This window comes from Halorientalis pallida, from assembly GCF_004118325.1.
Lineage (GTDB): Archaea > Halobacteriota > Halobacteria > Halobacteriales > Haloarculaceae > Halorientalis > Halorientalis pallida.
On sequence record NZ_RDFA01000003.1, the window covers coordinates 262,212 to 286,641 of the forward strand.

A 24,430-nucleotide genomic window follows, 5' to 3' on the forward strand; every position below is an offset into this window, starting at 1 on the left:
CGGCTTACCGTGTGCTCGGCCCGACCGGACCGCAGTCAGAACCGCCCGCTGGGAACCGACCGATCGCTCGTCGACACGCCCATGTGTGGCCGGACGGCACCACCCATGCCGAGTGAGACGATCAGGAACATCGGGACGACGCCGAACGGGACGGCCTGCAACACGACCACGGGGATGGCCCCGACGAGGAGACCGACCCAGCCCCCACCACGACCCGCGCGGTTCGCGACGAACCGACCGACGGCGATGACGCCGAGGGTGCCCCAGGCGAGGTCGAACACGATCAGCGCGATCCAGACCGGGAGCGTGACCAGACTCATCAGTAGGACGACCGACACGAACCCGATGGCGACCGCCAGGAGCAGAAAGAGGAGTTGCACGGCGATGCCGATGGCGAGCGAGACCGGCGCGGACAGCGGGACCGGGTCGCGCTCGGGCGGCAGCTCCGGGCGGTAGATGTCGTGGAACCCCGCGAGCGACCGCGGCTGTGCGTGATTGACCTCCACGATCAGGCTGTCGGCGCTCTCGACGGAGGCCGGCGTGTGGCCGACCGACCCCGAGGGGATCAGCCAGTCCTCGCCGACCGCGACGGCTTCGACCACCGCCACGTCCGGGTCGACCAGGCCGCCGAACTGCACGTCGTCACCGAGCGTCGAGATGTGGCGGTCGGCGAAGGCCATCCGCCCGTCGTTGGCCGCCTCGCGGGCCGGCGAGCGGGTCTGGTAGGGGAACCGGCGTGCGATGGCGTCGGCCTGCACGAGCGCCACGTCGATATCCTCGCCGACGCTCCCGAAGCCGCTGACCAGCATCGTCGCGTCGGCGGGCACGTCGGCGGCCGCGCTGGCGGCGTCTCGAAGCGGGACAGGGGAAAACGGTTTCACACTCCTGGGCCCAGTCGTGGGCGATGAAAGTCCGCGTTCCCGAGGGGGCAGACCAGGAGGAACTGGCCGCCATCGCCGAGGCGATGGCCCAGCACGTGGCCGACACGGTCGAGTTGTACGTCGGCGACGCCACCGAACCGGCGGTCACCCACACCGCACCGTCGAACACCACACCGGAACCGGACGCAGACCTCGGCCCGACCGACCGCGAGAAGCGCCTGCGCGAGGAGATCGCAGACATCGAGGCCGGCGGTCCCGAGAAGTACCGCGACCGTCTCGAAGAACAGGGGAAACTGTTCGTCCGCGACCGACTCGACCTCTGGTTCGGTGTGGACGGAGTCGCGTTCGAGGACGGGAAGTTCGCCAACTTCGATAGCTGGCACGAGAACGCCGTCGAGGGTGACGAGAACGGGGGCGACCGCCTCCCCGCCGACGGCCTGCTGACGGGCGCGGCCGAGTTCGAGGGCCGGGACGTCCACTTCATGGCCAACGACTTCACGGTGAAGGCGGGGAGCATGGCAGAGAAAGGCGTCGAGAAGTTCCTCCGGATGCAACAGCGGGCCCTCAAGACCGGCAAACCGGTGCTGTACCTGATGGACTCCTCGGGCGGCCGGATCGACCAGCAGACGGGCTTTTTCGCCAACCGCGAGGGGATCGAGAAGTACTACTACAACCACTCGCGGCTCTCGGGCCGGGTGCCCCAGATTTGCGTCCTCTACGGCCCCTGTATCGCCGGCGCGGCCTACACGCCGATCTTCGCCGATTTCACCGTCATGGTCCGGGACGTGAGCGCGATGGCCATCGCCAGTCCGCGGATGGTCGAGATGGTAACCGGCGAGGAGATCGACCTGCAGGACCTGGGCGGCGCGGAGGTCCACGCCCGCCACACCGGGAGCGCGGACCTGATCGCCGAAGACGAGGAACACGCTCGCGCGCTCGTGGCGCAACTGCTCTCCTACCTCCCGGACAACAGCGACGAGAGCCCACCCAGGACCGCGGGCACCGCGCCCGCGAGACCGCCCGAGGGCATCGACGCTATCGTTCCCGCCGAGCCCAACAAGGGCTACGACATGACCCGCGTGATCGAGCGGGTCGTCGACACCGATTCGTTCTTCGAGTTGCGCCCGCAGTACGGATCGGAGATCTTGACCGGGTTCGCGCGGGTCGACGGACGGCCGGTCGGCGTCGTGGCCAACCAGCCAGCCCAGCGCGCGGGGGCGATCTTCCCGGACGCCGCCGAGAAGGCCGCCCAGTTCGTCTGGACCTGCGACGCCTACGACGTGCCGCTGCTGTATCTGTGTGACACGCCGGGCTTCATGGCCGGCTCGGGCGTCGAGAAGGAGGGTATCCTCGAACAGGGCAAGAAGATGATCTACGCCACGTCGGCCGCGACGGTCCCCAAACAGTGCGTCGTGGTCCGGAAGGCCTACGGCGCGGGGATCTACGCGATGTCGGGGCCGGCCTACGATCCCGAGTCGACCATCGCACTCCCGAGCGGCGAGATCGCGATCATGGGGCCCGAAGCGGCGATCAATGCCGTCTACGCCAACCGGCTGGCGGCAATCGACGACGACGAGGAGCGCGCCGAACGCGAGCGGGAACTCCGCGAGCAGTTCCGCGAGGACATCGACGTCCACCGGATGGCCAGCGAGGTCGTCATCGACGAGATCGTGCCACCCAGCGACCTCCGGACGGAACTGGCCGCCCGCTTTGCCTTCTACGAGGACGTGGAGAAGGATCGACCGAGCAAGAAACACGGTACCGTCATCTGACCCGGCCCAGCACGCGGGGGCGACTCGCAACCGAAAGGCGTGTGTACACCGCGGGGTGACCTTCATCTATGTACGACGACATTCTGGTCCCGACCGACGGCGGCGAGGGGTTCGAGGCGGTGCTCGACCGGGCCGTCGAGATCGCGTCCGACGAGCGGACGACCGTACACGTCCTCTACGTCGTCGACGACCGCGCGTTCCTGACGCTCGACGACGACATGAAAGCGGAAGTCCTCGAGGATCTGCAGGCCGAAGGGAACGACGCCGTGGGGACCGTCGCGGCGGAACTGGAGGCCACCGGGCTCGACGCGGTTACCGCGATCCGACGGGGAACGCCGGCCGACGAGATCGTCGCCTACGCCGACGAAGCGGGCGTCGACGTGGTGACGATGGGGACCCAGGGCGACGATTACACCCAGAACATCCTCGGGAGTACGGCGGAGAAAGTCGTCGCCGACTCGTCGATCCCGGTGTTGACCGTCGACCTGTCCTGACTCGTCAGGCCGACCGCTCCGACAGTTCGACGCCGAGGTACCCGCCCAGCGCCGAGAGTCCGACGACGGTGAGGACGGTGACGAGGAGCGCGAACATCAAGACGAGAGCGATGGCAACGGCCCCGAGACCGACGCCGATCTCGGCACCGACGACCGCGGCCCCGCCGATCAGGAACGCGAAGAGGACGATCACCGGGATGGCGGTGACCAGCCCCGAGTACGCGCCGACGCGGACGCCGGTGCTCCCGTCTGCACGGCCGAGGTAGCCCGCGACCGCACCGCCCAGCACGGGCGAGAACGGGACGAACGAAGTCACGACGGTGACGACCGCACCGATCACGGCGTTGGTGGTCGTGTCCGGGCCGGCCTCGCCACTCTCGGCGCGGCGGCGGTGCCAGCGGGTGCGGTAGATCATGAACGCGATCCCTGCGACCACGAACAGCAGGCCCGTGACCGCGAGGCCGATGCCGCCCCACCACGCGAGCCCGTAGATCGCGTCGACGAGTTGCGCGTCGGTCAGGCCGTCCGAGCGAACGGTGCCCTCCGCGACGGCCGCGGCGATCCAGCTCCGGTCGGCCGCGGCGTAGAGCGCAGCCCCGCCCGCCGCGAACAGCAGGCCCGCGAGGATCGTCACGATCGTGACCGCCCAGTCGACGGTGCGGCTGACGGTACCAGGTCCGATGTCCTGGGATGTGGATACTGAAGACATAGCTAAATGTACGCTGACTGAGGACATAAACTAGCAGTGACTGTTGCTGACACTGAAACAGCGACGAGCCGCGTCGCCGGATCAGTCGTCCGCGGGGAGTTCTCGCTCGGGCGCGACGGTGACCACGGCTCCGAGGACGTCCCCCGGTGAGACGACCCGGGTCGTCTGCTGAGGCCGAACCGCTGGGGTCCGGCCACTGGCTTCGGCGTCGGCTCCACTCGTGCCGTCGACGGCGACGACCGGCAATCGTGCGTCGAGGAGGGTCGCGATCCCGTCGGCCGCTGGCGGGTCGGCCGCGACGAGGACGTCCGCCTCGTCCCGGAGCGTGCACACGCGGTCCCGGACTGCACTATCGAGCGTGCCGAAGGGTGGGGCCGTCACAGTCTCCAGGTTGCGGGCGCGGGCGGTCTCGGCGGCGAAGTCACCCTCCGGAAGCGGGCCGACGGTGACGGTCGCGCCAGCGTCGTGGAGGCGGGTGAGGACGCGCCCAGCGGTTCGGCCGGTCCCGACGACGTGGACCGTCAGATCGCGATCCCGAGGTTCGCCGAGAGCCGTCACCGACGGGGTTCCCGTCGTGGGATGGGTCGTCACGGCGGCGTCCGCGTCGAAGGCCGCGCCCAGCGACGTGGCGTCGAGCACCTCGTCCGGTGCGCCCTCGGCCAGCACCCGGCCGTCGGCGAGCAGGACGATCCGGTCACAGAATCGCGCGGCGAGATCGAGGTCGTGGATCGCCGCGACCGCCGCCTTCCCGGAGGCAGCGAGGTCCGAGACGAGCGAGAGGGTCTCGACCTGGTGGTTCACGTCCAGACTGGCAGTCGGTTCGTCGAGCACGAGGGCGGGCGTGTCCTGTGCGAGCGCGCGAGCGAGCAGGACGCGCTGGCGCTCGCCGCCGCTCACTTCGTCGACCGGGCGGTCGGCGAATCGGGCCGTGTCGGTCCGGTCCAGCGCGCGTCGAACCGACCGCTGGTCGGCCTCGCGGTCGGTCCGGCCGAAGCGAGTGTGGTAGGGCGTCCGGCCCATCGCCACGATGTCCGCGACGGAGAAGTCGAAGCCGACGTGGGTGTCCTGGGGGACGGTCGCGACCAGTCGGCCCCGTTCCCGAGCCGAGCAGTCGGTGACCGGGCGGCCGTCGACCTCGACGGTCCCGGACTCGGGCGTGAGGACGCCGTTGATCACTTGCAGGAGCGTCGTTTTGCCCGCGCCGTTGGGGCCGACGAGGGCGACGAACTCCCCCTCGTCGACGGAGAGGGATACGTCCTCGAAGACGGTGACGCCGCCGCGGGCGACCGTCAGACCCTCACCGTCGATCACAGCGCGTGCACCTCCCGGTTGCGAAGCAGGTAGAGGAAGAAGGGCGCACCCAGCGCGGCGGTGACGATGCCGACGGGGACCTCGGCGGGGCCGGCGCGGGCGACCGTATCGGCGGCGACGAGGAAGGCCCCACCGGCGAGCGCGCTCGTCGGGAGCAGGATGCGGTGGTCCGGGCCGACGAGCAACCGCATGACGTGGGGAACGATCAGCCCGACGAAGCCGATGACGCCCGCGACCGACACCGCCGCGGCCGTGATGACGCTGGCGACCGCGAGCAGGATCCGCTTGGTGCGTTCGACCTCGATACCGAGCGTGTGCGCGTCGGCCTCACCGAGCAGGAGGACGTTCAGGTCCCGAGTGTAGGCGTAGAGGACCGCGAACGCGAGCAGGGCGAGAGGCAGGGTCACCTCGACCTCGGCCCACGACGATCCGGAGAGCTGGCCCATCAGCCAGTAGACGGCCTCCCGGAGGCTCTGCCCGGCCTGCAACAGCATGTAGGAGACGGCCGCGCCGAGCAACGTCTGGACGGCGACCCCTGCGAGAAGTAACGTGGCGACCGGCGTCCGTCCGCCCTCGCTGGCGATGGCGTAGACGCCGAAAGCGGCGGCGAGCGCGCCGACGAAGGCGGCGGTCTGGAGCCCGAAGGGGATCGCCAGCGGGAAAGCGATGGTCGCGACGGCGCCGACGGCCGCCCCCGAAGAGACGCCGATGATCGACGGGTCGGCCATCGGGTTCCGGAAGAACCCTTGCATGACCGCGCCAGCCGCGGACAGCGAGAACCCCACGACGGCCGCCAGCACGATCCGGGGGAGCCGCACCTGCCGGACGATGGTCTCGGCGGTCGTCGGGACCGACAGCGAGAGCGGGTAGTAGTAGGATACGTCCGGCACCGGAACGGGAACCGACGCGCCGAACGCGCCGGCGGATTCGACGGTCACCGAGACACCGACGGGGATCGCAACGGCGTTGAGCGCGGCCTTCGCGACGGTGACGGCGTCGATGGCGACCGGTCCGATTGTCGCGCTCGCGAGGACGACCCCCACGAGGAGGACGGACAGCCCGACCGACCACCAGACGGTCCGGACGCCCGTGTGCATAGTCTTCAAGCTGGATTGGAGTAGGCAAATACTTATTGGATACCGACAGAGCCTGATCCGAATGAACACACGCACACTCGTTCTCGCGGCGGTGGTGCTGGTCGCCGGCGGACTCGCGGCGACCGGCGCGGTGGCCGGTGGAGCGGTCGATGGATCGCCGGGCGAGCAGTCGGCCGTCGATCCGGCCGCCGGACAGCAGGCAGCCGTGGCACAGAGCAGTTGCGAGTTCCCGGTCACGCGGACGGACGTGACGGGAACCGAGGTCACGATCGACGAGCGACCGGAGCGGATCGTCGCGCTCCAGCCCAGCGACGCCCAGATCCTCTGGGAGATCGACGCCCAGGACCGGGTCGTCGGGATGCCGGTGACCCAGTACACGTCGTACCTCGACGGTCGGTCCGGAAAGGCCGACGTGAGCGGTGAGGGGACCGTCGAGAGAGTCGTCGGCACCAACCCCGATCTGGTGCTGGCGGCGAACGTCTCCGATCCGGAGACGGTCGCGTCGCTCCGGGAGGCCGGACTGACGGTGTATCACTTCGCCGGCGTGGAGTCGCTGGACGGAATCGCGCGGAACGTCGAGACGGTCGGCCGGCTGATCGGCTCCTGTGAGTCGGCCCGCGAGGAGGCCGACGAGTTCCGGCTCACTGTCGAGCGCGCACGGGCCGCCCAGGCGAACGCGAGCGACGGTCCGTCGGTTCTGTACACCTTCTTCGGCTTCACGACCGGCACGGGAACCCACATCCACGACGCAATCGAAGCCGCAGGCGGGGAGAACGTCGCCGCCGAGGCCGGACTGGAGGGGTACAAGGAACTCAGCGACGAGCTCGTGATCGACCGGAACCCAGAGTGGATCGTCTACCCCGACGACTACACCGTTGCCGGGGGAACCCCGTACAACGACACGACCGCGTTCCAGCGAAACCAGACCATCGCGCTCGATTACAGCTACATCAACCAGCCTGGGCCTCGAGTGGCGATCCCGGTGACACAACTCGCGAAGACCTGGTACCCCGAGGGGCTGGCGGAGGCCAATCGGACGGTCAACCAGTCAGACGTGCCGACGCCGAACCGGGCGACCGCCGAGGAGACGGCGGCGAGCGGACCGGGCTTCGGTGTCACGGTGGGGGCGATCGCCGTGCTGGCCGTGGCCGCGGCGGCGCTGCTGGTCGGGCGGCGGCTCTGAAGGCTGGACGGAAAAGTCCTTACCGACGGGCCGGTCAGAGGCGGGTATGGTGGAGAACGTCATCTGGCCCGCGTTTCTCGACGCGGAGTTGACCCGCGCCGAGGGTCGACGGGTCAATCTGGAGCAAGCGGTCGACGAGCCGACCGTCGACGAGATCGCACAGGCGGTCCAGCAGGTGGGCTACGACGCCGTCATCGAACGCGACAAACAGTACTCCCGGGAGTTCGAACCCCGCGGTCGCGTCCTCGTCAAGGACGCCGACGACGCGACGAAAAGCGACCTGCTCGGGGCAGTCGCGGCCTATCTCGACGTGATCCGCTCGTGAGCATGCAACGCGTCGGCGAGGTCGTCCGCACCGCGCAGGGTCTCGCCGTGGTCCGCTCACCCGACGACGGCCACCCCGACTTCGGCACGCCCGTCGTCGACGAGAACCTGGACGAGATCGGCCGGGTCGTGGACGTGTTCGGGCCCGTCGACCAGCCATACGTGGCCGTCTCGGCCGACGAGGGAGTTCGGCTGCCCACGCTCTTGGGGTCGGCGCTGTACGCGCGGTGAGTACCGCCACGGGATCGGACCGCAACTGGCTCTCTCGCGGATCGACAGGTTGGCAGAGTGTTCGATCTATCAGCCAATGATAAATGTAGTACTATTCGTACAAATAGCCAAAGATTATTGAAATATACGAGCAAGTGTTGTGTCGATGCCAATCGATATGCCAGTCTCTTTGAACATTCTAACATGGATCGACGACGTCGACGAGCGATCAAACTCGTGGGGAGTTCCGGGCTCGTAGCCATCGCCGGGTGCAGCGGTTCCGATACTGACGACCGTGGTGCCACGACGGGCACCACGGACACCGATGACGGCCGTGATTCGACGGCGGACGCAGACAGTGCGTCTCCACAGGCAGACGCGACTGCGTCGACCGAGTACCAGGAGTGGCTGGTCTCTCCCAACGCGTTCGCGGGACGAGACCACTACTCCTTCAGCACTGTTGACTACGAGCGGCTCAGGTCGGTGCGAACCGAGATGGACCCGGACGTGTTCGGTCAACTTCGGTCGAACGTCAGCTCCGACGAGTTCGCACAGTTCGGTATCGGCCTCGCGGATAGTTCCACGCTGATCAACCTCCGGCCGATGAGCGGCTCGGGTGGGCAGTGGAACGTCATTCTCGGGAGTTTTTCCCGCGGGGACGTCGAGGAGGAGTTCACCGACTCGATCACGGTTTCGGACTCCGAGGGGGCAAACGGGGACAGGTCCGGCGTGTCCACGGAACGTCGCGGGGCCTACACGCTCTATTACGGCGGTGAGCTGGACGGAACGGTGGCACTGGCTGATGGAGTCGTGCTCTCGGGGTCCAGTGCAGAGATGGACTCGACCGCCAACGTCGAGTCACTCATCGACGCGAAGGCGGGTGAAACCGATCGGTATACGACCCAGGGCGAGGACATGGCGACCATCACGGGCGTACTCGGCAGTGGGACGTTTCTCGGTGGCAGCACGTCGGAGCGAGTCACCGAAACTGCTCTCGAATCCGGTCTCTTCGAAGGGCAAGTCGGGTACGGCTACGCCGACACGGTCCGCGGCGAGACGATGGAGACCAGGGAGGTGTTCCTGTTCGACGAACCCGCGAGCGTGGACATGGAGTCGGTGGACGCGTACAGGGACATCGAATTGTTCGACGATTTCTCCCGTATCTCGGCGTCTCAGAACGGTCGTGTCGTCCTCGTCACGGGCGAGGTCGCCACCGCCGACATCTACGGGTAGCCACCTTTTCCGTGTCGGGTGGTTGCGCTCGCGTCGCTTCCGTGGCCACTGGCCTCGCCATCGGTGAACCGATCTCCTGCAGTCCTGCGGAGCCGAGTGCAGCCAGTTTTGCTCGGTTCGTACGCACGGGTGTGCAGTCAGTTCACCGCCGACTGGTGAAATCACTCGTAGTCCGGAGTTCGACGATTCCTTCGCAATCCTGAAACGGGAGACGGGCGTGGGGTCGATATGGAGCAGCGAACGCGGGCGCTCGTCGCGAGCGCATTCATCGGACTGATCTTTCTGCTCGTGCAGCTGGGGGCGCTGGCGCTGGTCCAGCCGTTCGAGGCGGCCGGCTATCAGGCCGTCGAGGACCCGAGTGACCCGACGAACACCCTCGTCTACGTGGCGGCGATCCTCGTGGCGACGGGCCTGATGCTGCTGGCGATCAAGCTGGACGTCGACCAGCTCATCCGTGGGTTCGTCGTCTTCGCCGGCGTCTACCTCTCGTGGTACGTCTTCAGCGTCGTCGTCCCGAGCGTCGTCACCTACGCGGGATTCAATCTCCTGGCGGTGGGGGCCGCGCTCGCGCTCGGTGCCGCCCTCCTGCTGTACCCGGAGTGGTACGTCATCGACGCCTCCGGCGTCGTCATGGGTGCCGGCGCAGCCGGACTGTTCGGGATCAGTTTCGGCCTCTTGCCGGCGATCCTCCTGCTATCTGTGCTGGCCATCTACGACGCCATCAGCGTCTACGGCACCGAACACATGTTGACGCTGGCCTCCGGCGTGATGGACCTCAAAGTCCCGGTGGTACTGGTCGTCCCCCTCACGCTCTCGTACTCGTTTCTCTCCGCGGAGACGCCCGACCCCACCGGCGAGGTCGACGGCGACGCTGCGGCCAACGGCGGCGAGCCCGTGAGCGAGGCAGAAGTCGACGGAGCGGACGGTGAGGACGACGGAGGCGCGGACGCCATCGACGGGGAACCGATGGACCGTGACGCGCTGTTCATCGGCCTCGGGGACGCGGTGATTCCCACCGTCCTCGTCGCCAGCGCGGCCTTCTTCGCACCGGCGTCGGTGCCGACCGTCGGCGCGCTGGGGCTGGTGATTCCGGTCACTGCCCTCGGCGCGATGGTCGGCACCTTCCTGGGACTGGCGCTGTTGTTGCGGATGGTGCTGGAAGGGCGCGCCCACGCGGGTCTGCCACTGCTCAACGGGGGCGTCATCGGCGGCTACCTCGTCGCCGCACTGGTCAGCGGGCTTCCACTGTTGCAGGCGCTCGGTCTCGCGGGCTTCCTCTAACTTTTTCCGCCCGGCGGCGGAACCGCCGGCCATGTCCGCCCGCGAGTTCCCGAGTTCGTGGACCGATCCGTCATACGTCGCGACGATCGTGATGGTGCTGGCGACTGGTTCGCTCTTCTTCTACGCGGCACTGCGGCCAGGTGAGCCGTCCCCGGAGACGGTCGGGTTCGTCGTGTTGTGGGTCTCGGCCCCCGCGACGGTGGCGTACGAACTGGCCCGGCGGCTGGGCTGACCGGCCCGACGACGGCTCACTTCCCGGTGAGCGCCTGACTGGCCGGGGCGAACTCCAGGGGCTCGCCGAGGTCACGCTCGACGGCCCGCTCGTAGAGCATGTGCGCAGCGGCGACGGTCTCGATGGCCGTCCCGCCGCTGTCGAACAGCGTGATCTCGTCGTCGCTGGTCCGGCCGGGTTCGACACCGGCGACGACTTCGCCCAGTTCCGCGTGGACGTGATCGTCGCCGACGACGCCCTCCTCACGGGCCTGGATGAACGCGCCGGCGTCGGTCTCGGTGCGAGCGCGGAGGTCGGGGACGTAGGTGGCTCGCTCGACGGTCTCGGCGTCGACTTCGCGTACGTCGGCGTCGTACTGTCCCATCGCGGTGACGTGGGTCCCCTCCTCCAGCAGGTCGCCGTCGAACACCGGCTGTGAGGCGTTGGTCGCGGTGACGACCACGTCCGAGCCCTCGACGGCGGCCGCGCTGGATGCGACCGCGGCGACGGTGGCGTCGAGCGCGTCGTTCATCTCCGCCGCGAAGTTCTCGCGGTGTTCCTTGGTCGGGGAGTACACGTCGATCCGGTCGAAGTCACGGACGGTAGTCGCGGCGCGAAGCTGGCCGCGGGCCTGCGCGCCACTCCCGATGATCGACAGCGTCGAGGCGTCCTCGCGGGCGAGCGCGTCGATACCGACCGCGCCGACCGCACCGGTCTTGAACGGGTTCATGCTCGCACCGTCCATGAGCGCCAGCGGCTCGCCGCTCTCGGCGTCGAACAGCGAGAGCATGAAGTGGGCGTCCTGGGCCCCGAAGCCGGCACCGTAGGTGTACGTCCCCATCGCACCCGTGTCGGGCAGGATGGCGAGATACCCGGTAAAAAAGCCCGGCGGGTCGGCGTTCGGGAGCTTGGTCCGGGGTTCGGCGGGTGCGCCCTCGCCGCGCTGGCGGTACCCCTCGCGAACCGAATCGACGTATTCGGCCGGCTCGGCGAGTCCGGCGAGTTCGTCGCTCCGCAGGAACAGTGCCTCCTTGTGTGTCGTCATGCCCGCCCGTTCGGACGACCCACTCATAGGTGTGCTGGAAGGAGCGATGGGAGAACCGTGAGGACGACGAAACGCGGACCGAAGAACCGAGAACGGGAGGTCCGGGACGGAGAGAACGACTTCAGTCGGCGGAGAACTGCGGGCTATCCTGCGAAGCCGCCGGGGCGGTCGCCGTCACGTCGTCGACCGGAGCGTTGACGAACATCGCGTGACCGATCAGGCCGATCGCGAACAGGAGAGCGACCGGAACGGCGACCGTGAGTGTCAATCCAGCAGCGAGAAGGGCCGTGCTGATTCCTGCAACTGACACCGGAATGAGACCGAGAACGTAGTCGTAGTATCCCGTCATAACTTGTACTAATACAGGACAGATGGGGTAATAAGTGTTGTCCCGTAGGCACTGCATAGTATCTGTTGTAGGCACGAGGTATTTATTCTGAAGTTCTCGAGTGATCCATACGTATCCAACGCATAACTTATGAGCCCGAAACCACAGGACAGCGGCAGGGCATCTGTCTTGGGTCGTTTATGAACGCGGTAGAATCCGAGCCCCCACTGCTTCTGATCGCGTACCAGCCCAATTTTTACTGCTGAAAATATTATTCCTTTTCGCCCCTCTTCGAGTATATACCATTATATTGATTGATAATTTAGAGCAAGGCCTTATGAGGACGTGCGGGAAAGTTCGCATCGAGGCGGACGAGGGCGGCAACGCCGCCGAGGTCACACATGAGCATCCACAACACGGACACCGACGACGAAGCAGGCGACTCCCAGCAGCCACAGTGCGCCGAACTCAACATCGGCGAAGACGAGTTCGTCATCTACGACCGGGAGAACCACCAGGCATGGATTCAGTCCAGCGTGTCGATTCCGGTCGACGAAGAGTGCTGAGGCCGACCGTAGGGGGAAGGCCCGTACACACGTTTCTCTCGATACCGTGAGCGGCGGCCGGGCGTGACCAGTGGCCGAATCGGGCAATCGACGCGTTGAAGCGGATCAACGTCGAACCCGTGTCGCGTGAACAGTAACGACCGATCGATCGTCGGTCTCGTGACGGTCGCTCACGCGATGGTCCACACCTACGAGCTATCGATCCCGGTTTTGATCCCCATCTGGCTCACCGAGTTCTCGGTCATCGACGTCGGCCTCGCACAGTTCCCGGTCAACGAGGCGACGATCGGCGCACTCGTGACCGTCGGGTTCGCGCTGTTCGGCCTCGGCGCACTCCCGAGCGGCGTCCTCGTCGACCGTATCGACGCCCGCGTCCTCATCACGGGCTGTCTGGTCGGGATGGGCGCGTCGTTCCTCCTGCTGGCCATCTCGCCGACGCCGGCAGTGATCGGCCTGGCGATGGCCGTCTGGGGCGTCGCCGCCAGCGTCTATCACCCCTCCGGCCTCTCGCTCATCAGCCGCGGCGTCGAACAGCGCGGCAGCGCCTTCGCCTACCACGGGATGGCCGGTAACCTCGGGATCGCCGTCGGTCCGCTCCTGACGATCCTCCTGCTCCTCGCGTTCGACTGGCGCGTCGTCGTCGCCGTCCTGGCCTTGCCCGCCGCGTTCGCCGCTCTCTACGCCTTCCGGGCGGACATCGACGAGCGCGCGGCCGTGGCGGCCGCCGACGGCGGTGCCGACCACGGCGACGGCCGCGCCGGGGGCGGCGTCGACTCCCTCGGCGACTTCCTCGCCCAGTCGCGGCACCTGTTCGCTGGCGCCTTCGTCGTCGTCTTCGCCGTGACGCTCTGTTCGGGGCTGTACTACCGGGGCGTGCTGACCTTCCTGCCGGAACTGCTGGACAACCTGCAGATCGCCGCGCTCGCTCCGGTGGAGTTCGGCGGTCGCACCCTCCAACCCAGCCGCTACGTCTACGTCGGCCTCCTGATGGTCGGCGTCGGCGGGCAGTTCGTCGCCGGGAAGCTCACCGACCGCGGTCGTCCGGAGATCGGTATTCTCGCCGGCTTCGTCGCGTTAGCCGTCGTCACCGTGCTCTTCCTGCCCGCGGCCGCGCTCGGCCTGCCGGCCCTGCTGGTCGTCTCGGCACTACTGGGCCTTTTTCTGTTTTTCATCCAGCCGTTCTACCAGGCCAGCGTCGCGGAGTACACCCCGGCCGGAACTCGAGGCCTCTCCTACGGATTCACCTACCTCGGCGTGTTCGGCGTGGGTGCGCTGGGTGCGACGCTGGCCGGGACGATGCTGACCTTCTTCGCCCCCCAGCAGTTGTTCCTCGTCCTCGCGGGCCTGGCGGTCCTCGCCGCCGGCCTCGGGGCCTACCTCGTCACGCGGGCGCCGTCGACTGCCGCCGGGACGTGACGAGGGCGAAGGTCAACCGCCAGGTCAGAAGCAGGACGCCGCCGACGAGGAACGCGACGATCCCGAACGTCAGCGCCGCGTTGCCCGGGAAGATCGCCGTCGAGCGCAGGCCCTGGGCCACCACGTCGGCACCGAGCCACGCGCCCACGACGAGTGCCGTCGAGCGCGTCAGATCGCGCCGGTAGTCCGCCGCGTACACGCCCACTGGAATCGCGACGGCCAGCCACCCGAGTAGGAACTGCGCGTACGTTCCGAGGACCCGCACGGAGAGCAGCGGGTAGTCGTGACTGATCTCACCCATCACGATGAACACGGCGATGGCCAGCAGGTCGCCGGCGAGAACGAGCCCCGTCGTGGCGGTCGGATCGACACGACTCCGGACCCAGTCGAGCGCGGTCATGCCCCGGCGTTCGGTCCGGGCGGACTTGTGTGTCCCGACTTCGACCCTCAGAACCGTTTGACGCCGACGACGGTGTACTCGAACCCGGTCCGGGGGATCGACGCCGAGAGGCCCACCGCTCGAACCATCGCGGCCAGGTCGCCCGCAGTGAAAAACTGCGAATCGAACCCGAACGCGTGCTCCGCGGTGACCAGGCCCCGCCCCAGGACCGTCGTGGGATCGAACTCCAGACAGACCAGCACGCCCCCGGGTCTGAGGACGCGGGCCGCCTCCCCGAGGACGGCCCGAGGGGTGGCCATGTGGTGCAGTGCGTCGAGGATCAACACGGCGTCGACCGACTCGTCGCCGACGGGGAGACGACTGGCGTCCCCGCGAACCCCGGCGACGCCGTGGTCACGAGCCTCCGCGAGCATCCCCGGCGCGGCGTCGACGACGACGCCCGTCGGCACGTTCAGCGCGCGGACGCCCTGTCCCGTGCCGCCACCGACGTCGAGGACCCGCTCTACGTCGCGGTCGGCCATCGCCAGCGCGGGCGCGAGTTTCTTCCGGCGAGTCGCCGGCTTCAGATCGTACAGCCGCGCGATCCGGTCGAAGATCGCCACGTCGCCGGTACGGGTGTCGGACGCCATACCAGGACCGTCGGGCCCGACCCCCTCAGTCGTTCCCCCGAACTAAAGCGGGTGCCGCCCGTTGGAGCAGTCATGGAGTACGCGTTGCTGGGGTGGCCCCCGGACGGGCCGACCTTCCGGCTGGACTACCGACAGTTCAGCTACGCCGGGAAGTTCGTCATGTCGGCGACCGGCAAGGCGGTGGTCCGGGACGACGACGAGACCGTCGCCGCCGTCGCGTTCAACGAGGACCGCACCGACGCCGACACCCTCTGGTTGCGCTACGTCACCGTCCGCGAGGACCGCCGCGGTGAGGGGATCGGCCCGCGACTCTGCCGGTTCGCCGCCGAACACGCCCGCGATCGCGGGTACGACCGGATACAGATCGCTGTCAACAACCCCTTCGCGTTCGAGGCGCTGTCGAAAGCCGGCTTCGCCTTCACCGGCGACGAGACCGGTATCGCCGAACTCGTCATGACCTGTCCCGGCGAGCGGACCCGGGAGTCCTACCAGGCCGGGCTCGACGTGTACCGCGAGCGGGACCTCTCGGATGCGGAACGGGTGTTCCTGCGCGAGCGCGAGGGGAGTGACCCGCCGGCGACGATTCCGTTGGTCCCCGCCGACGACGCCTGATCCGGGTCGGGAGATTCAAGCGGTGGCCGCCGCTACCACGGGGTAATGGGAAACGCAGATCTGCGCGATCTCGCGGTCATCGATACCGTCGCCTACGACGATCTCGCGGGATCGGTCGTCGCCGTCGACGCCCACAACTGGCTGTACCGCTATCTGACGACGACGGTGAAGTTCACCCGTGACTCGGCGTACACCACCGCCGACGGCGAGGAGGTCGCCAACCTCATCGGCGTCGTGCAGGGCCTCCCGAAGTTCCTCGAACACGACGTGACGCCCGTCTTCGTCTTCGACGGCGGGGTGACGGATCTCAAAGAGGACGAAGTGCAGAAGCGCCGCGAACAGCGCGAGAGGTACGAGGAACAGCTGGAGCAAGCCCGCGAGGAGGGCGATTCCGTCGAGGTCGCCAAGCTGGAGTCTCGCACCCAGCGGCTCACCGACACCATCGTCGACACGACCCGGGAACTGCTGGCTCTGCTCGACGTTCCCGTCGTCGACGCCCCCGCCGAGGGCGAGGCCCAGGCCGCCCGGATGGCGCGCTCTGGAACCGTGGACTACGCGGGCACCGAGGACTACGACGCCCTCCTCTTTGGCTCGCCGATGACCCTCCGGCAACTCACCTCGAAGGGCGACCCCGAGTGTATGGACCTCGACGCGACCCTCGACGAACACGACCTCACCTGGGAGCAACTGGTCGACGTGGGCATCCTCTGTGGGACCGACTTCAACGAGGGCGTCACCGGCATCGGCCCCAAGACGGCGGTGAAGACGGTCCGGGAACACGGCGACATCTGGGGCGTCTTCGAGGCCCGCGACGTGTACGTCGAGAACGTCGACCGCATCAGGAGTCTCTTCCTCGATCCGCCCGTGACCGACGACGTGGCGTTCGACGCCGGGATCGAACCGGACGTCGACGCGGCGAAGGCGTTCGTCGTCGAGGAGTGGGGTGTCGCGGCCGACGAGGTCGAGCGCGGCTTCGAGCGGATCGCGGAGGCGACGGTCCAGACCGGGCTCGATCGGTGGACGTGACCGGCAGCAGTGTGTCGGGTTCCGGAACGTTTTCGGGTGCGCCGCCGAACTGACGGGGTATGAACGCCCTCCAGTCGCGCGTCCGAGTGCGTTGGGGTATCGTCGCCCTCGTCGTCGTGGCGATTCTGGGCGCAATCGTCTATGCGATAGACCGGTTCGTCCTCGGATTCTCGCCGTTGCTCGGGCCGGGCGTCGCGGTGGCTCTCGCCACCCTCGAGGTGGTGTACATCCAGGCGCTGTACCGCAGTTGGGGTTACCGGCTCGACGACGACGCGCTGGAACTGGAACGCGGCGTCGTCACGAAGGTCGAGACGGCCGTGCCGTACGTCCGGGTCCAGCACGTCGACACCCAGCGCGGCCCGCTGGACCGTCTGCTCGGCCTCGGTCAGGTCGTCGTCTACACGGCCGGCTCCAGAGGTGCCGACGTGACGATTCCCGGCCTGAAGCCCGACCAGGCCCGCGAGCTTCGCAACCGGCTCCGGGACCTGGCCATCGAGAGCGAACCGGAGGACGCAGTATGAAACTCCACCCGCTGAGTGCGGTCACGCGCAGCCTCCAGCGGGGACTGGTCGCCGCCTCGTTCGCGTTCTTCGTGACCGCGATCGGACAGGTGGCGGCCCCGGAACTGCTGGGTTCGTTCGGCCTGATCGCCGGACTGTTCGTCCTCCTGTTCGCCGTCGGCGTCGCGTACGGCGTCGCCTACTACTACCGCTTCGAGTACACGCTCACGCCGGACACCTTCGACGTGTACTCGGGTGTGATCGGCCGGCAGGAACGCGAGATTCCCTACCGACGCATCCAGAACGTCGACGTGACCGAGAGCCTCTTCCACCGGATCGTCGGCGTCGCCATCGTCCAGATCGAGACTGCGGGTGGCTCCCAGACCGAAGCGACGCTGAACTTCGTCGCCGCCGACGAGGCCCGCCGGCTCCAGCGCGAGATTCGCGACCGCAGGGCACGCGCCCGCGAAGAAGCCGCCGAAGCCGAAACCGCCGAGACATCCGAGGAGGCGACGGTCGAGGCGACCGCCCCGTCCGAGACCCGCCACGCCGACCCCGAGGCGGTCGCGGACCGCCTCTCCCGTGAGGGTGACCTCCAGCCCGAGGCGACGCTGTTCGAGCTCGGGTCGGCGGAGCTGCTCGTCCTCGCGCTCACCTCCTTCCAGCTCGCATCCGTCGCCTTCCTCCTCTTTGGCTTTCCCATCGTGGAGGACCTCCTCGTCGGCCTGTTCGCGAGCGTCACGGGGATCGAGGCGCCGGTCGACGCGCTGACTGGGACGCCGGATCTGGCGATCCTGGTCGGCCTGCTCGCCGTCGCGTTCGGTGTCGTGACGATGTGGGCGGTCAGCAGCGTCGTCACGTTCCTGCAGTACTACGGGTTCACGCTCGGCCGGCAGGGCGAGGATCTGGTGTACGAGCGGGGCCTGCTCCAGCGCTACAGCGGGTCGATCCCGACCGACAAGATTCAGACCCTGACGATCCAGGAGAACGTCCTGATGCGCGCGCTGGGTTACGCCGGATTCACCGTCGAGACCGCCGGCTACAGCCCCGGTCAGAGCGAGCAGGGGCCCCAGTCCGCGATTCCGCTGGCCGACCGGGAGCGCACGCTCGCGCTGGCGCGGGAACTCGAACCGTTCGACGAGTTGTCCTTCACCCGCTCGCCGCGACGGGCGCGCCGACGCTACGCGGTTCGGTACGGGCTGGTCGTCCTCGGCTTGACGGCGCTGACGTTCGGGCTCTCCGTCGCCGTCCCCGCGTTCGGTCTCTGGTATCTGCCGCTCGTTCTGTTGGTGGGTGTGCCGCCGGCCGCCCACCTGAAGTGGAAACACCGCGGCTACTGCGTGGGCGAGGATCACTTCGTCGTCCGGGACGGCTTCTGGACACGGAAGACACGGATCGTCCCCTACTACCGGCTCCAGACGGTGATCCGCCAGCGGACCGTCTTCCAGCGCCGACTCGACCTGGCCCACCTGACTGCCGACACCGCCACCGCGTCGCTACTGGGCCGGCAGGACGCCACCGCCTACGACATCGAGGCCGACGCGGCGAGCGATCTCTACGAACTCAACCGCGACCGGTTGCAGGCGAGTCTCCACGGTGGCGACTGACGGGCGGTGCTCGGTCCGGACCGTGTGCTTTTAGGACCGTTCCGGACGGAGAGTCGGACGATCATGACTGACGAGGACTACCGTACGGAGCGGGACAGTCTCGGCGAAATGCAGGTGCCGGCGGACGCCTACTGGGGCGCACAGACACAGCGTGCCGTGGAGAACTTCCCCATCTCCGACGTGACCTTCGGCCGTCGGTTCGTTCGCGCGCTCGGGATCGTCAAGAAGGCCGCCGCTCAGGCCAACGAGGACCTCGGCACCGTCCCCGAGGACAAGGCCGACTGCATCATCGAGGCCGCCGACGAGGTCATCGCCGGCGAGCACGACGACCAGTTCCCCGTGGACGTGTTCCAGACCGGTTCCGGGACCTCCTCGAACATGAACGCAAACGAGGTCATCGCCAACCGCGCGACCGAGATCTACGGCGGCGAGATCGGTACTCGCGAGATCCACCCCAACGATCACGTGAACTTCGGTCAGTCCAGCAACGACGTGATTCCCACCGCGATGCACGTCGCCGCCCTAGAAGCCGTCCAGAAGGACCTGATCCCCGGACTGGAGGTCCTGCGCGACGAACTCGAAGCCAAAGAGGAGGAGTTCGCCGACGTCGTCAAGACCGGCCGGACCCACCTCCAGGACGCCACGCCCGTCACGCTGGGCCAGGAGTTCGGCGGCTACCGCGCACAAGTCGAGAAGGGCATCACCCGGGCCGAGGACACGCGACACCACCTCGGCGAACTCGCGCTCGGCGGCACCGCCGTCGGGACGGGCCTGAACACCCACCCGGACTTCCCCGAACTCGCCGCCGAGTACATGAGCGAGGAGACCGGTCTGGAGTTCCGCGAGGCCGACAACCACTTCGAGGCACAGGCCGCCCACGACGCTATGTCCGAGGCCCACGGTGCCCTGCGAACCATCGCGGGCTCGCTCAACAAGATCGCCAACGACCTGCGCCTGCTGGCGTCGGGCCCGCGCAACGGGCTCGGTGAGATCGACCAGCCCGAGAACCAGCCCGGCTCGTCGATCATGCCCGGGAAGATCAATCCCGTGGTGGCCGAGGCGGTCAACCAGGTCCACAAGCAGGTCGTCGGCAACGACGCCGCGGTCTCGGCCGGCGCGGCCGAGGGTCAGATCGACCTCAACCTCTACAAGCCGGTGCTCGCGCACAACTTCCTACAGTCCGCGAAACTGCTCGCCAACGCCAGCGAGGCCTTCGGCGAGAAGTTCGTCCACAAGCTGGAAGCCGACGCCGAGCACTGCGAGGAGCGCGTCCAGCAGAGCATGGCGCTGGCGACCGCCCTCAACCCGGCCATCGGCTACGACAAGGCCAGCAAGGTCGCGAAGAAAGCTCTCGCCGATGGGAAGACGATCCGAGAAGTCGTCCTCGAAGAGGGGTATCTCGACGAGGACGAGGTCGACGACGTGCTCGACCCGATGAAGATGACCGAGACCGGCATCCTGTCGGCCGACGAGTAGCGGGCGAGGGAAGCGAACCCGCCAAGCGCGCGAGCCGCGACGCAGGAGCCGCGAGCAAGCGGAGCCCTCCGACCGACCGGGAACTCACTTCTCGCCCCCACCGGGCGTCAACATCCCGTCGCGGAGCTTGACGCTCCACTGGCCGTACCCCCAGTCCCAGCCGTCCGGTGTCGCGCTCGTCCGGAGGCGTCGCGGCAGGTCCGGATGTGGCTCGACGACCTCGACGAAGGCCACCTGTGGCGTGAGACAGACGATACAACTGGCCTCGCCCTTCGAGAAGGGGGAGCCGACGTGGGTGCCGACGTAGCCGTCGTCGTACTCCAGCGTTCGCGGGTCTTTCTGCTTGGGATCCCATCCCCAGACGAAGTCGGCCTCCGGGTTCGACTCGTTCCACCCTTTCCGGCCGTCCGGTTTCGGTTCCTCGAAGTGGGCGTCCTGGTGGAGCGTGTCCGCGGGGAACTCCGACGCGGACTCCGTCTCCGGTCGGTACCAGGTCGCGTCGTCCTCGCAGACCTTGCCGTTGTGCGTGTCGTACCAGCGACCCTCGTGGACGCCGGCCCAGGCCATCCAGTCCTCGGACGAGTCGTACGACGACGGGTTCCGCAGAGCCGTCTCGATCTCGCCGACCGTGACCTCGACGCCGGCGAACTTCGCGTTCGATTTGGTCCTCGACCGCGCGGCGGCGTGTGCGTCCGCCAGTTTCTTCGCCAGTTCGCTGCGGCCGTACGTGACGTGTTTTGTCGTCTCGGATTTCTCCTTCCGTTTCCGGAGTGTGACCGCGTCGGAACGCACCTCGCTGTGGATTCCCTGGACGATCGCCCAGTAGTCCGAGTACTCCTCCGGGAAGACGTCCGATCCCCGATCGGTTTCGTTCGGATCTGCCACAGTACTTTCAGATTTTTCTGTGTAAAAATAACCACTGGCGACTGGTTGCGTTCGTGGCAGTCGTCCGGACGACGGCGAGGGCCGCCTGCGTTCGGGTCAGTTTCAGCCGGTGGACGGGCGCAGCCGGGGCGGGGCTGGCGGACATCGCTCCCGGATCGTCCAGTAGATTAATCATTTAGAGTGACAAGTATCATCCGGGTAATACTTTTCAGGTCGGGCGTCGAACACGTGCACAGACCGACATGGTCTGGTGGTTGAGTCCGCACGCGGTGTTGACGGTGCTGTCGACGGTCCTGGGGGTCGGCGTGACAGTGTTCTCGCTCCGGAACCGGCGCGTCGCCGGCGCAGTGCCGCTGGCGGCGTTGATGGGGGCTGCCAGCCTGTGGTCGGCGCTCGATCTGGTCGCGGTCCCGGTCTCGGGGATCGAGGGCAAGTTGGTGTTGAGCCGCCTCCAGATGTCACTCGCGCCCCTGGCGGTCCTGTGCTGGCTCTGGTTCGCGGTGGTGTACACGGGTCACGAGGAGTGGGTCAACCGGCGGAGCGTCCCGGCGTTGCTGGCGGAACCGGCGGCGTTCACGGCCGCGATCTGGGTACTCGATCCGGCCCCGTTGCTCCGGTCGAATCCGACGCTCGAGGCGGCTGGAGGGCAACAGGTGCTTCGGTACGATCCGGGCCCGCTGTTCGAGGCGCACATAGCCTACACCTACCTGCTGTTTCTGACGGGGGCGATCCTGCTCACGCGGCTGGTCGTCAACACTGAACGACTCTATCGCGACCAGAGCGTCGCGCTGTTGCTGGCGGTCTGTGGCCCGCTGGCCGCGAACGCCCTCTGGTTGCTCGGGCTCTTGCCCGCGGGGGTCGAGACGAACGTCGGCTTCGTGTTCACCGGTGTCGTCCTCGCGGTCGCGATCTTCCGCCAGCGGTTGCTGGAGATCGTCCCGATCGCCAAGGAGATCGCCCGGGAGGAACTCATCACCGAGATGGAAGACCGCGTGTTCGTTCTGGACGCCGACGACCGGATCGTCGACGCGAACCCATCCGCCAGGCGTCTCGTCGGGCGGGGGTCGATCGTGGGTGAACCGCTCTCGTCGGTCCTGCCCGAACTGGACGCCGAGTTGCGCGAGGGCGACACCGAGGAGCCCGGGTCGGTCCGGATCGCCGTCGACGGGATCGAGCGCGACTTCGACGTGCGCGTCGCTCGACTCCGCCGTGCGCACGGGCTGGTCGCCGGCCGTCTGGTGAGCCTCCGGGACGTGACCAGTCAGCGACGGCGCGAACAGCGGTTGAACGTCCTGATGCGCGTCCTCCGGCACAACCTCCGCAACGGGACGGCGGGCGTCATCGGGTACGCACAGGTGATCAGCCAGCAGGCCGACGACACGGAGGTCGCGACGGCTGCCGACCGTATCCTCGCCCAGTCCTGGGAACTGTCCGACCTGAGCGATCAGGCACGGGAGATCGCCACCGTCCTCGAACACGGGGACGAGACCCGGACCGTACACGACCTGCCGACGGTCGTCACCGACGCCGTCGGGGAGGTGACCGAGGAGTACCCGGAAGTCGACGCGGAGACGGCCGTCCCGGAGGACGCGTCCGCGCTGGCCGTCGAGTCGTTCCCGACGGCGGTGAGCCAGCTGGTCGAGAACGCCTGCGAGCACAACGACGACGAGAACCCCTGGCTCCGGGTGACCGTCGACACCTACGAGCGCGACGGCCACGGATGGGTCCGCCTGCTCGTCGTCGACAACGGGCCTGGAATCCCGGAAGCCGACGTGACCGCGCTGGAACAGGGCTACGAGACGGCGCTGGAACACGGGAGCGGACTGGGGCTGTGGATCGTCAAGTGGATCGCCGAGTTGTCCGGCGGCACCGTCTCGTTCCCGGAGACGGACCACGGCGGCGCAGTCGCCGTCTCGCTCCCCCGGACCGAACAGTCCCGGGCGGACGACGGCCGCGCCAGTGTCGGCCCCGAATCGAACGGTCAGCAGTCGGGGAAAAATTAAGTCTGCAGAGTCCCGTGAAGAAATCGCAGGTAGGTGGGTACGAGTGACGGATCAAACGCAGACGTCGACACACGGGCCGGCTGTCGAACAGATCGTCGAACTCAGCGACGCGGCACTCCTGAAGGGGATGTGGACTGCGGACGACCTCCGGCGGCAGATCGACCTCTCCGACCGACACCTCTGGGTCGCCCTCGCCGATGGTGGCGAGGTGGCCTATCGGGAGCTCGGGACACAGGACGACGCCGAAATCGGGCGGGAAGTACTCGGTTTTACCCTGACCTGCGTCCACACCTACGAGGAACTCGACGCCGAGTTGCAGGTCCCGGTCGAAGAGTTGTTCGACCGTGAGGACTGCCCCGTCGGGATGTTCAAGTCGCTGGTCGTGAAGCCCAGCGCCCGCGACCGGCGGCTCGGGACGGAACTGGGTCTGCGGGCTATCGGCGAGACGTTCGTCGACGACGAACGGGTCGACGAGGCCATCGCCGTCGCCTGGGTCCGGGAGAACAACGTGGCGAACCTCGAACTGGTCGAGACCTACGGCGAGTTGATCGCCGAGTACGAGGAGTACTACGGCGAGGGCCGGGACTGTCCGGAGTGCCCCGGCGAGAACTACTGTGGCTGTACGTTCCGGATCTACCGCGCGCCCTTCTAGTTGTCCGGCAGTTTCTCAGCGAGTTTTCCCATCGTCGTCGCCAGCTGGTCGCCCGTGGCCTCGGAGCCGTCCATCTCGAACTGGCCGTCCTCGTAACCCGAGACCGGGTCGAGCTGGCCGGTCGTCAGCGCGGTCAGGGTGTTTGCCGGCCCGCGGATTTCGAGGTCGGGGGTCTCGGCCAGTCCTGCCCCGCCCGAGACCGTCCCCGCGTCGGCGTCGAGTTCGAGGTGGCTGGCCATCGGCGCGTCGGTCGCCTCGAAGTTCACCGTCGTGTCTTCGTCGATCGACTGTTGCACGTCGGGGCTGAACTGGGCCAAGAGTTCGACGCCCTGCCACTGGAGTTCCTGGAACTGATCGACCGTCTCGGGGTTCTCCGTGGCGAATTCGGCCACGTCCACGTCGCCGACGCGGTCGATCACGTCGGAGAGTAGCAGTGGGTTCTCCAGGGCCAGCAGCTCGACCTCGCCGTCGAGGTCGTCCAGTACTGCGGGCAGTTCCTCTGTGAGTTCGTCTGTCGGCAGTTCCAGTACGCGTTCGACCTCGTCGGCGAGTTCCTCGGTGTCGGTCACGGTTTCGGTT

Annotated in this window: 27 protein-coding genes; 17 read left to right on the top strand and 10 right to left on the bottom strand. The window is 67.7% G+C overall.

Going from position 1 to position 24,430, the window contains the following annotated elements; genetic code table 11:
* Window positions 1-35 precede the first annotated feature (35 nt).
* Entirely contained in the window at window positions 36-881 is an 846-nt protein-coding gene (locus EAF64_RS21385; protein WP_227738936.1) for a hypothetical protein, read from the bottom strand.
* A 23-nt stretch (window positions 882-904) separates the two neighbouring features.
* On the opposite strand from EAF64_RS21385, the gene EAF64_RS10060 reads away from it, so the two are divergent.
* Together EAF64_RS10060 and EAF64_RS10065 are read left to right on the top strand one after the other, a co-directional pair.
* Window positions 905-2,653, top strand: coding sequence for an acyl-CoA carboxylase subunit beta (locus EAF64_RS10060; RefSeq protein WP_129068851.1), 1,749 nt, complete (start codon window positions 905-907; stop codon window positions 2,651-2,653).
* A 68-nt stretch (window positions 2,654-2,721) separates the two neighbouring features.
* On the top strand, window positions 2,722-3,147 hold the full coding sequence (locus EAF64_RS10065; protein WP_129068852.1) for a universal stress protein: 426 nt from the start codon (window positions 2,722-2,724) through the stop codon (window positions 3,145-3,147).
* Window positions 3,148-3,151: 4 nt separating this feature from the next.
* Here EAF64_RS10065 and EAF64_RS21390 read toward each other — a convergent pair whose 3' ends face one another.
* The 3 genes from EAF64_RS21390 to btuC form a co-directional block, all read right to left on the bottom strand.
* Complete coding sequence (locus EAF64_RS21390) at window positions 3,152-3,856, bottom strand: DUF5518 domain-containing protein (RefSeq protein ID WP_227738937.1); 705 nt, start codon at window positions 3,854-3,856, stop codon at window positions 3,152-3,154.
* A gap of 81 nt (window positions 3,857-3,937) precedes the next feature.
* Complete coding sequence (locus tag EAF64_RS10075) at window positions 3,938-5,167, bottom strand: heme ABC transporter ATP-binding protein (protein WP_129068853.1); 1,230 nt, start codon at window positions 5,165-5,167, stop codon at window positions 3,938-3,940.
* Window positions 5,164-6,264, bottom strand: a complete 1,101-nt coding sequence (gene btuC, locus EAF64_RS10080) for a vitamin B12 ABC transporter permease BtuC (protein ID WP_129068854.1) — start codon at window positions 6,262-6,264, stop codon at window positions 5,164-5,166. Before btuC ends, EAF64_RS10075 begins: the two co-directional genes overlap by 4 nt.
* Window positions 6,265-6,325: 61 nt before the next feature.
* On the opposite strand from btuC, the gene EAF64_RS10085 reads away from it, so the two are divergent.
* From EAF64_RS10085 to EAF64_RS10110, 6 genes are all read left to right on the top strand, one after another.
* A complete protein-coding gene (locus EAF64_RS10085) occupies window positions 6,326-7,447 on the top strand; it encodes a PGF-CTERM-anchored ABC transporter substrate-binding protein (protein WP_193767642.1) in 1,122 nt (373 codons plus the stop codon).
* 46 nt (window positions 7,448-7,493) lie between these two features.
* Window positions 7,494-7,772, top strand: a complete 279-nt coding sequence (gene srp19 / locus EAF64_RS10090; protein WP_129068856.1) for a signal recognition particle subunit SRP19 — start codon at window positions 7,494-7,496, stop codon at window positions 7,770-7,772.
* A 2-nt stretch (window positions 7,773-7,774) separates the two neighbouring features.
* On the top strand, window positions 7,775-8,002 hold the full coding sequence (locus tag EAF64_RS10095; RefSeq protein ID WP_129068857.1) for an H/ACA ribonucleoprotein complex subunit GAR1: 228 nt from the start codon (window positions 7,775-7,777) through the stop codon (window positions 8,000-8,002).
* A gap of 183 nt (window positions 8,003-8,185) precedes the next feature.
* Window positions 8,186-9,214, top strand: a complete 1,029-nt coding sequence (locus EAF64_RS10100; RefSeq protein WP_129068858.1) for a hypothetical protein — start codon at window positions 8,186-8,188, stop codon at window positions 9,212-9,214.
* Between the two features lie 228 nt (window positions 9,215-9,442).
* Window positions 9,443-10,495: a presenilin family intramembrane aspartyl protease PSH gene (locus EAF64_RS10105; protein WP_129068859.1), complete on the top strand. Its 1,053-nt coding sequence runs from the start codon at window positions 9,443-9,445 to the stop codon at window positions 10,493-10,495.
* 31 nt (window positions 10,496-10,526) lie between these two features.
* Window positions 10,527-10,727, top strand: a complete 201-nt coding sequence (locus EAF64_RS10110; RefSeq protein WP_129068860.1) for a hypothetical protein — start codon at window positions 10,527-10,529, stop codon at window positions 10,725-10,727.
* A gap of 16 nt (window positions 10,728-10,743) precedes the next feature.
* Here the strand turns inward: EAF64_RS10110 and EAF64_RS10115 are convergent, their stop codons facing one another.
* Window positions 10,744-11,751 carry an ornithine cyclodeaminase family protein gene (locus EAF64_RS10115; protein ID WP_129068861.1) on the bottom strand — a complete coding sequence of 336 codons (1,008 nt, stop codon included), beginning with the start codon at window positions 11,749-11,751 and terminating at the stop codon, window positions 10,744-10,746.
* Window positions 11,752-11,872: 121 nt separating this feature from the next.
* The gene (locus tag EAF64_RS10120; protein ID WP_129068862.1) at window positions 11,873-12,100 is read right to left on the bottom strand and encodes a hypothetical protein; all 228 of its coding nucleotides are present in this window, start codon (window positions 12,098-12,100) and stop codon (window positions 11,873-11,875) included.
* Window positions 12,101-12,480: 380 nt separating this feature from the next.
* Between EAF64_RS10120 and EAF64_RS20970 the strand changes: the two genes are divergently transcribed.
* Together EAF64_RS20970 and EAF64_RS10125 are read left to right on the top strand one after the other, a co-directional pair.
* Window positions 12,481-12,645 (top strand): DUF7331 family protein, encoded by a 165-nt coding sequence (locus tag EAF64_RS20970; protein ID WP_193767643.1) that lies wholly within the window; start codon window positions 12,481-12,483, stop codon window positions 12,643-12,645.
* 177 nt (window positions 12,646-12,822) lie between these two features.
* A complete protein-coding gene (locus EAF64_RS10125; protein ID WP_129069147.1) occupies window positions 12,823-14,061 on the top strand; it encodes an MFS transporter in 1,239 nt (412 codons plus the stop codon).
* Here the strand turns inward: EAF64_RS10125 and EAF64_RS10130 are convergent.
* Together EAF64_RS10130 and EAF64_RS10135 are read right to left on the bottom strand one after the other, a co-directional pair.
* Entirely contained in the window at window positions 14,027-14,461 is a 435-nt protein-coding gene (locus EAF64_RS10130; RefSeq protein ID WP_129068863.1) for a DUF3054 domain-containing protein, read from the bottom strand. The two genes, EAF64_RS10125 and EAF64_RS10130, sit on opposite strands and share 35 nt — an antisense overlap.
* Window positions 14,462-14,508: 47 nt before the next feature.
* A complete protein-coding gene (locus EAF64_RS10135; RefSeq protein WP_129068864.1) occupies window positions 14,509-15,090 on the bottom strand; it encodes a class I SAM-dependent methyltransferase in 582 nt (193 codons plus the stop codon).
* Window positions 15,091-15,162: 72 nt separating this feature from the next.
* Between EAF64_RS10135 and EAF64_RS10140 the strand changes: the two genes are divergently transcribed.
* The 5 genes from EAF64_RS10140 (at window position 15,163) to EAF64_RS10160 (ending at window position 20,311) form a co-directional block, all read left to right on the top strand.
* A complete protein-coding gene (locus tag EAF64_RS10140) occupies window positions 15,163-15,702 on the top strand; it encodes a GNAT family N-acetyltransferase (protein ID WP_129068865.1) in 540 nt (179 codons plus the stop codon).
* 45 nt (window positions 15,703-15,747) lie between these two features.
* Window positions 15,748-16,728, top strand: a complete 981-nt coding sequence (gene fen, locus EAF64_RS10145) for a flap endonuclease-1 (RefSeq protein WP_129068866.1) — start codon at window positions 15,748-15,750, stop codon at window positions 16,726-16,728.
* Between the two features lie 59 nt (window positions 16,729-16,787).
* Window positions 16,788-17,249, top strand: coding sequence for a PH domain-containing protein (locus EAF64_RS10150; RefSeq protein WP_129068867.1), 462 nt, complete (start codon window positions 16,788-16,790; stop codon window positions 17,247-17,249).
* Window positions 17,246-18,835: a PH domain-containing protein gene (locus EAF64_RS10155; protein WP_129068868.1), complete on the top strand. Its 1,590-nt coding sequence runs from the start codon at window positions 17,246-17,248 to the stop codon at window positions 18,833-18,835. Before EAF64_RS10150 ends, EAF64_RS10155 begins: the two co-directional genes overlap by 4 nt.
* A gap of 63 nt (window positions 18,836-18,898) precedes the next feature.
* Complete coding sequence (locus tag EAF64_RS10160) at window positions 18,899-20,311, top strand: class II fumarate hydratase (RefSeq protein ID WP_129068869.1); 1,413 nt, start codon at window positions 18,899-18,901, stop codon at window positions 20,309-20,311.
* A gap of 84 nt (window positions 20,312-20,395) precedes the next feature.
* Here the strand turns inward: EAF64_RS10160 and EAF64_RS10165 are convergent, their stop codons facing one another.
* Window positions 20,396-21,196 (bottom strand): hypothetical protein, encoded by an 801-nt coding sequence (locus EAF64_RS10165; RefSeq protein ID WP_129068870.1) that lies wholly within the window; start codon window positions 21,194-21,196, stop codon window positions 20,396-20,398.
* A gap of 242 nt (window positions 21,197-21,438) precedes the next feature.
* Here EAF64_RS10165 and EAF64_RS10170 point away from each other — a divergent pair, with 242 nt between their 5' ends.
* Both EAF64_RS10170 and EAF64_RS10175 read left to right on the top strand, forming a co-directional pair.
* Complete coding sequence (locus EAF64_RS10170) at window positions 21,439-23,199, top strand: sensor histidine kinase (protein WP_129068871.1); 1,761 nt, start codon at window positions 21,439-21,441, stop codon at window positions 23,197-23,199.
* A 43-nt stretch (window positions 23,200-23,242) separates the two neighbouring features.
* On the top strand, window positions 23,243-23,851 hold the full coding sequence (locus EAF64_RS10175; protein WP_129068872.1) for a hypothetical protein: 609 nt from the start codon (window positions 23,243-23,245) through the stop codon (window positions 23,849-23,851).
* Here the strand turns inward: EAF64_RS10175 and EAF64_RS10180 are convergent.
* On the bottom strand, window positions 23,848-24,420 hold the full coding sequence (locus tag EAF64_RS10180; RefSeq protein ID WP_129068873.1) for an SCP2 sterol-binding domain-containing protein: 573 nt from the start codon (window positions 24,418-24,420) through the stop codon (window positions 23,848-23,850). The genes EAF64_RS10175 and EAF64_RS10180 overlap by 4 nt on opposite strands.
* Window positions 24,421-24,430: the final 10 nt, after the last annotated feature.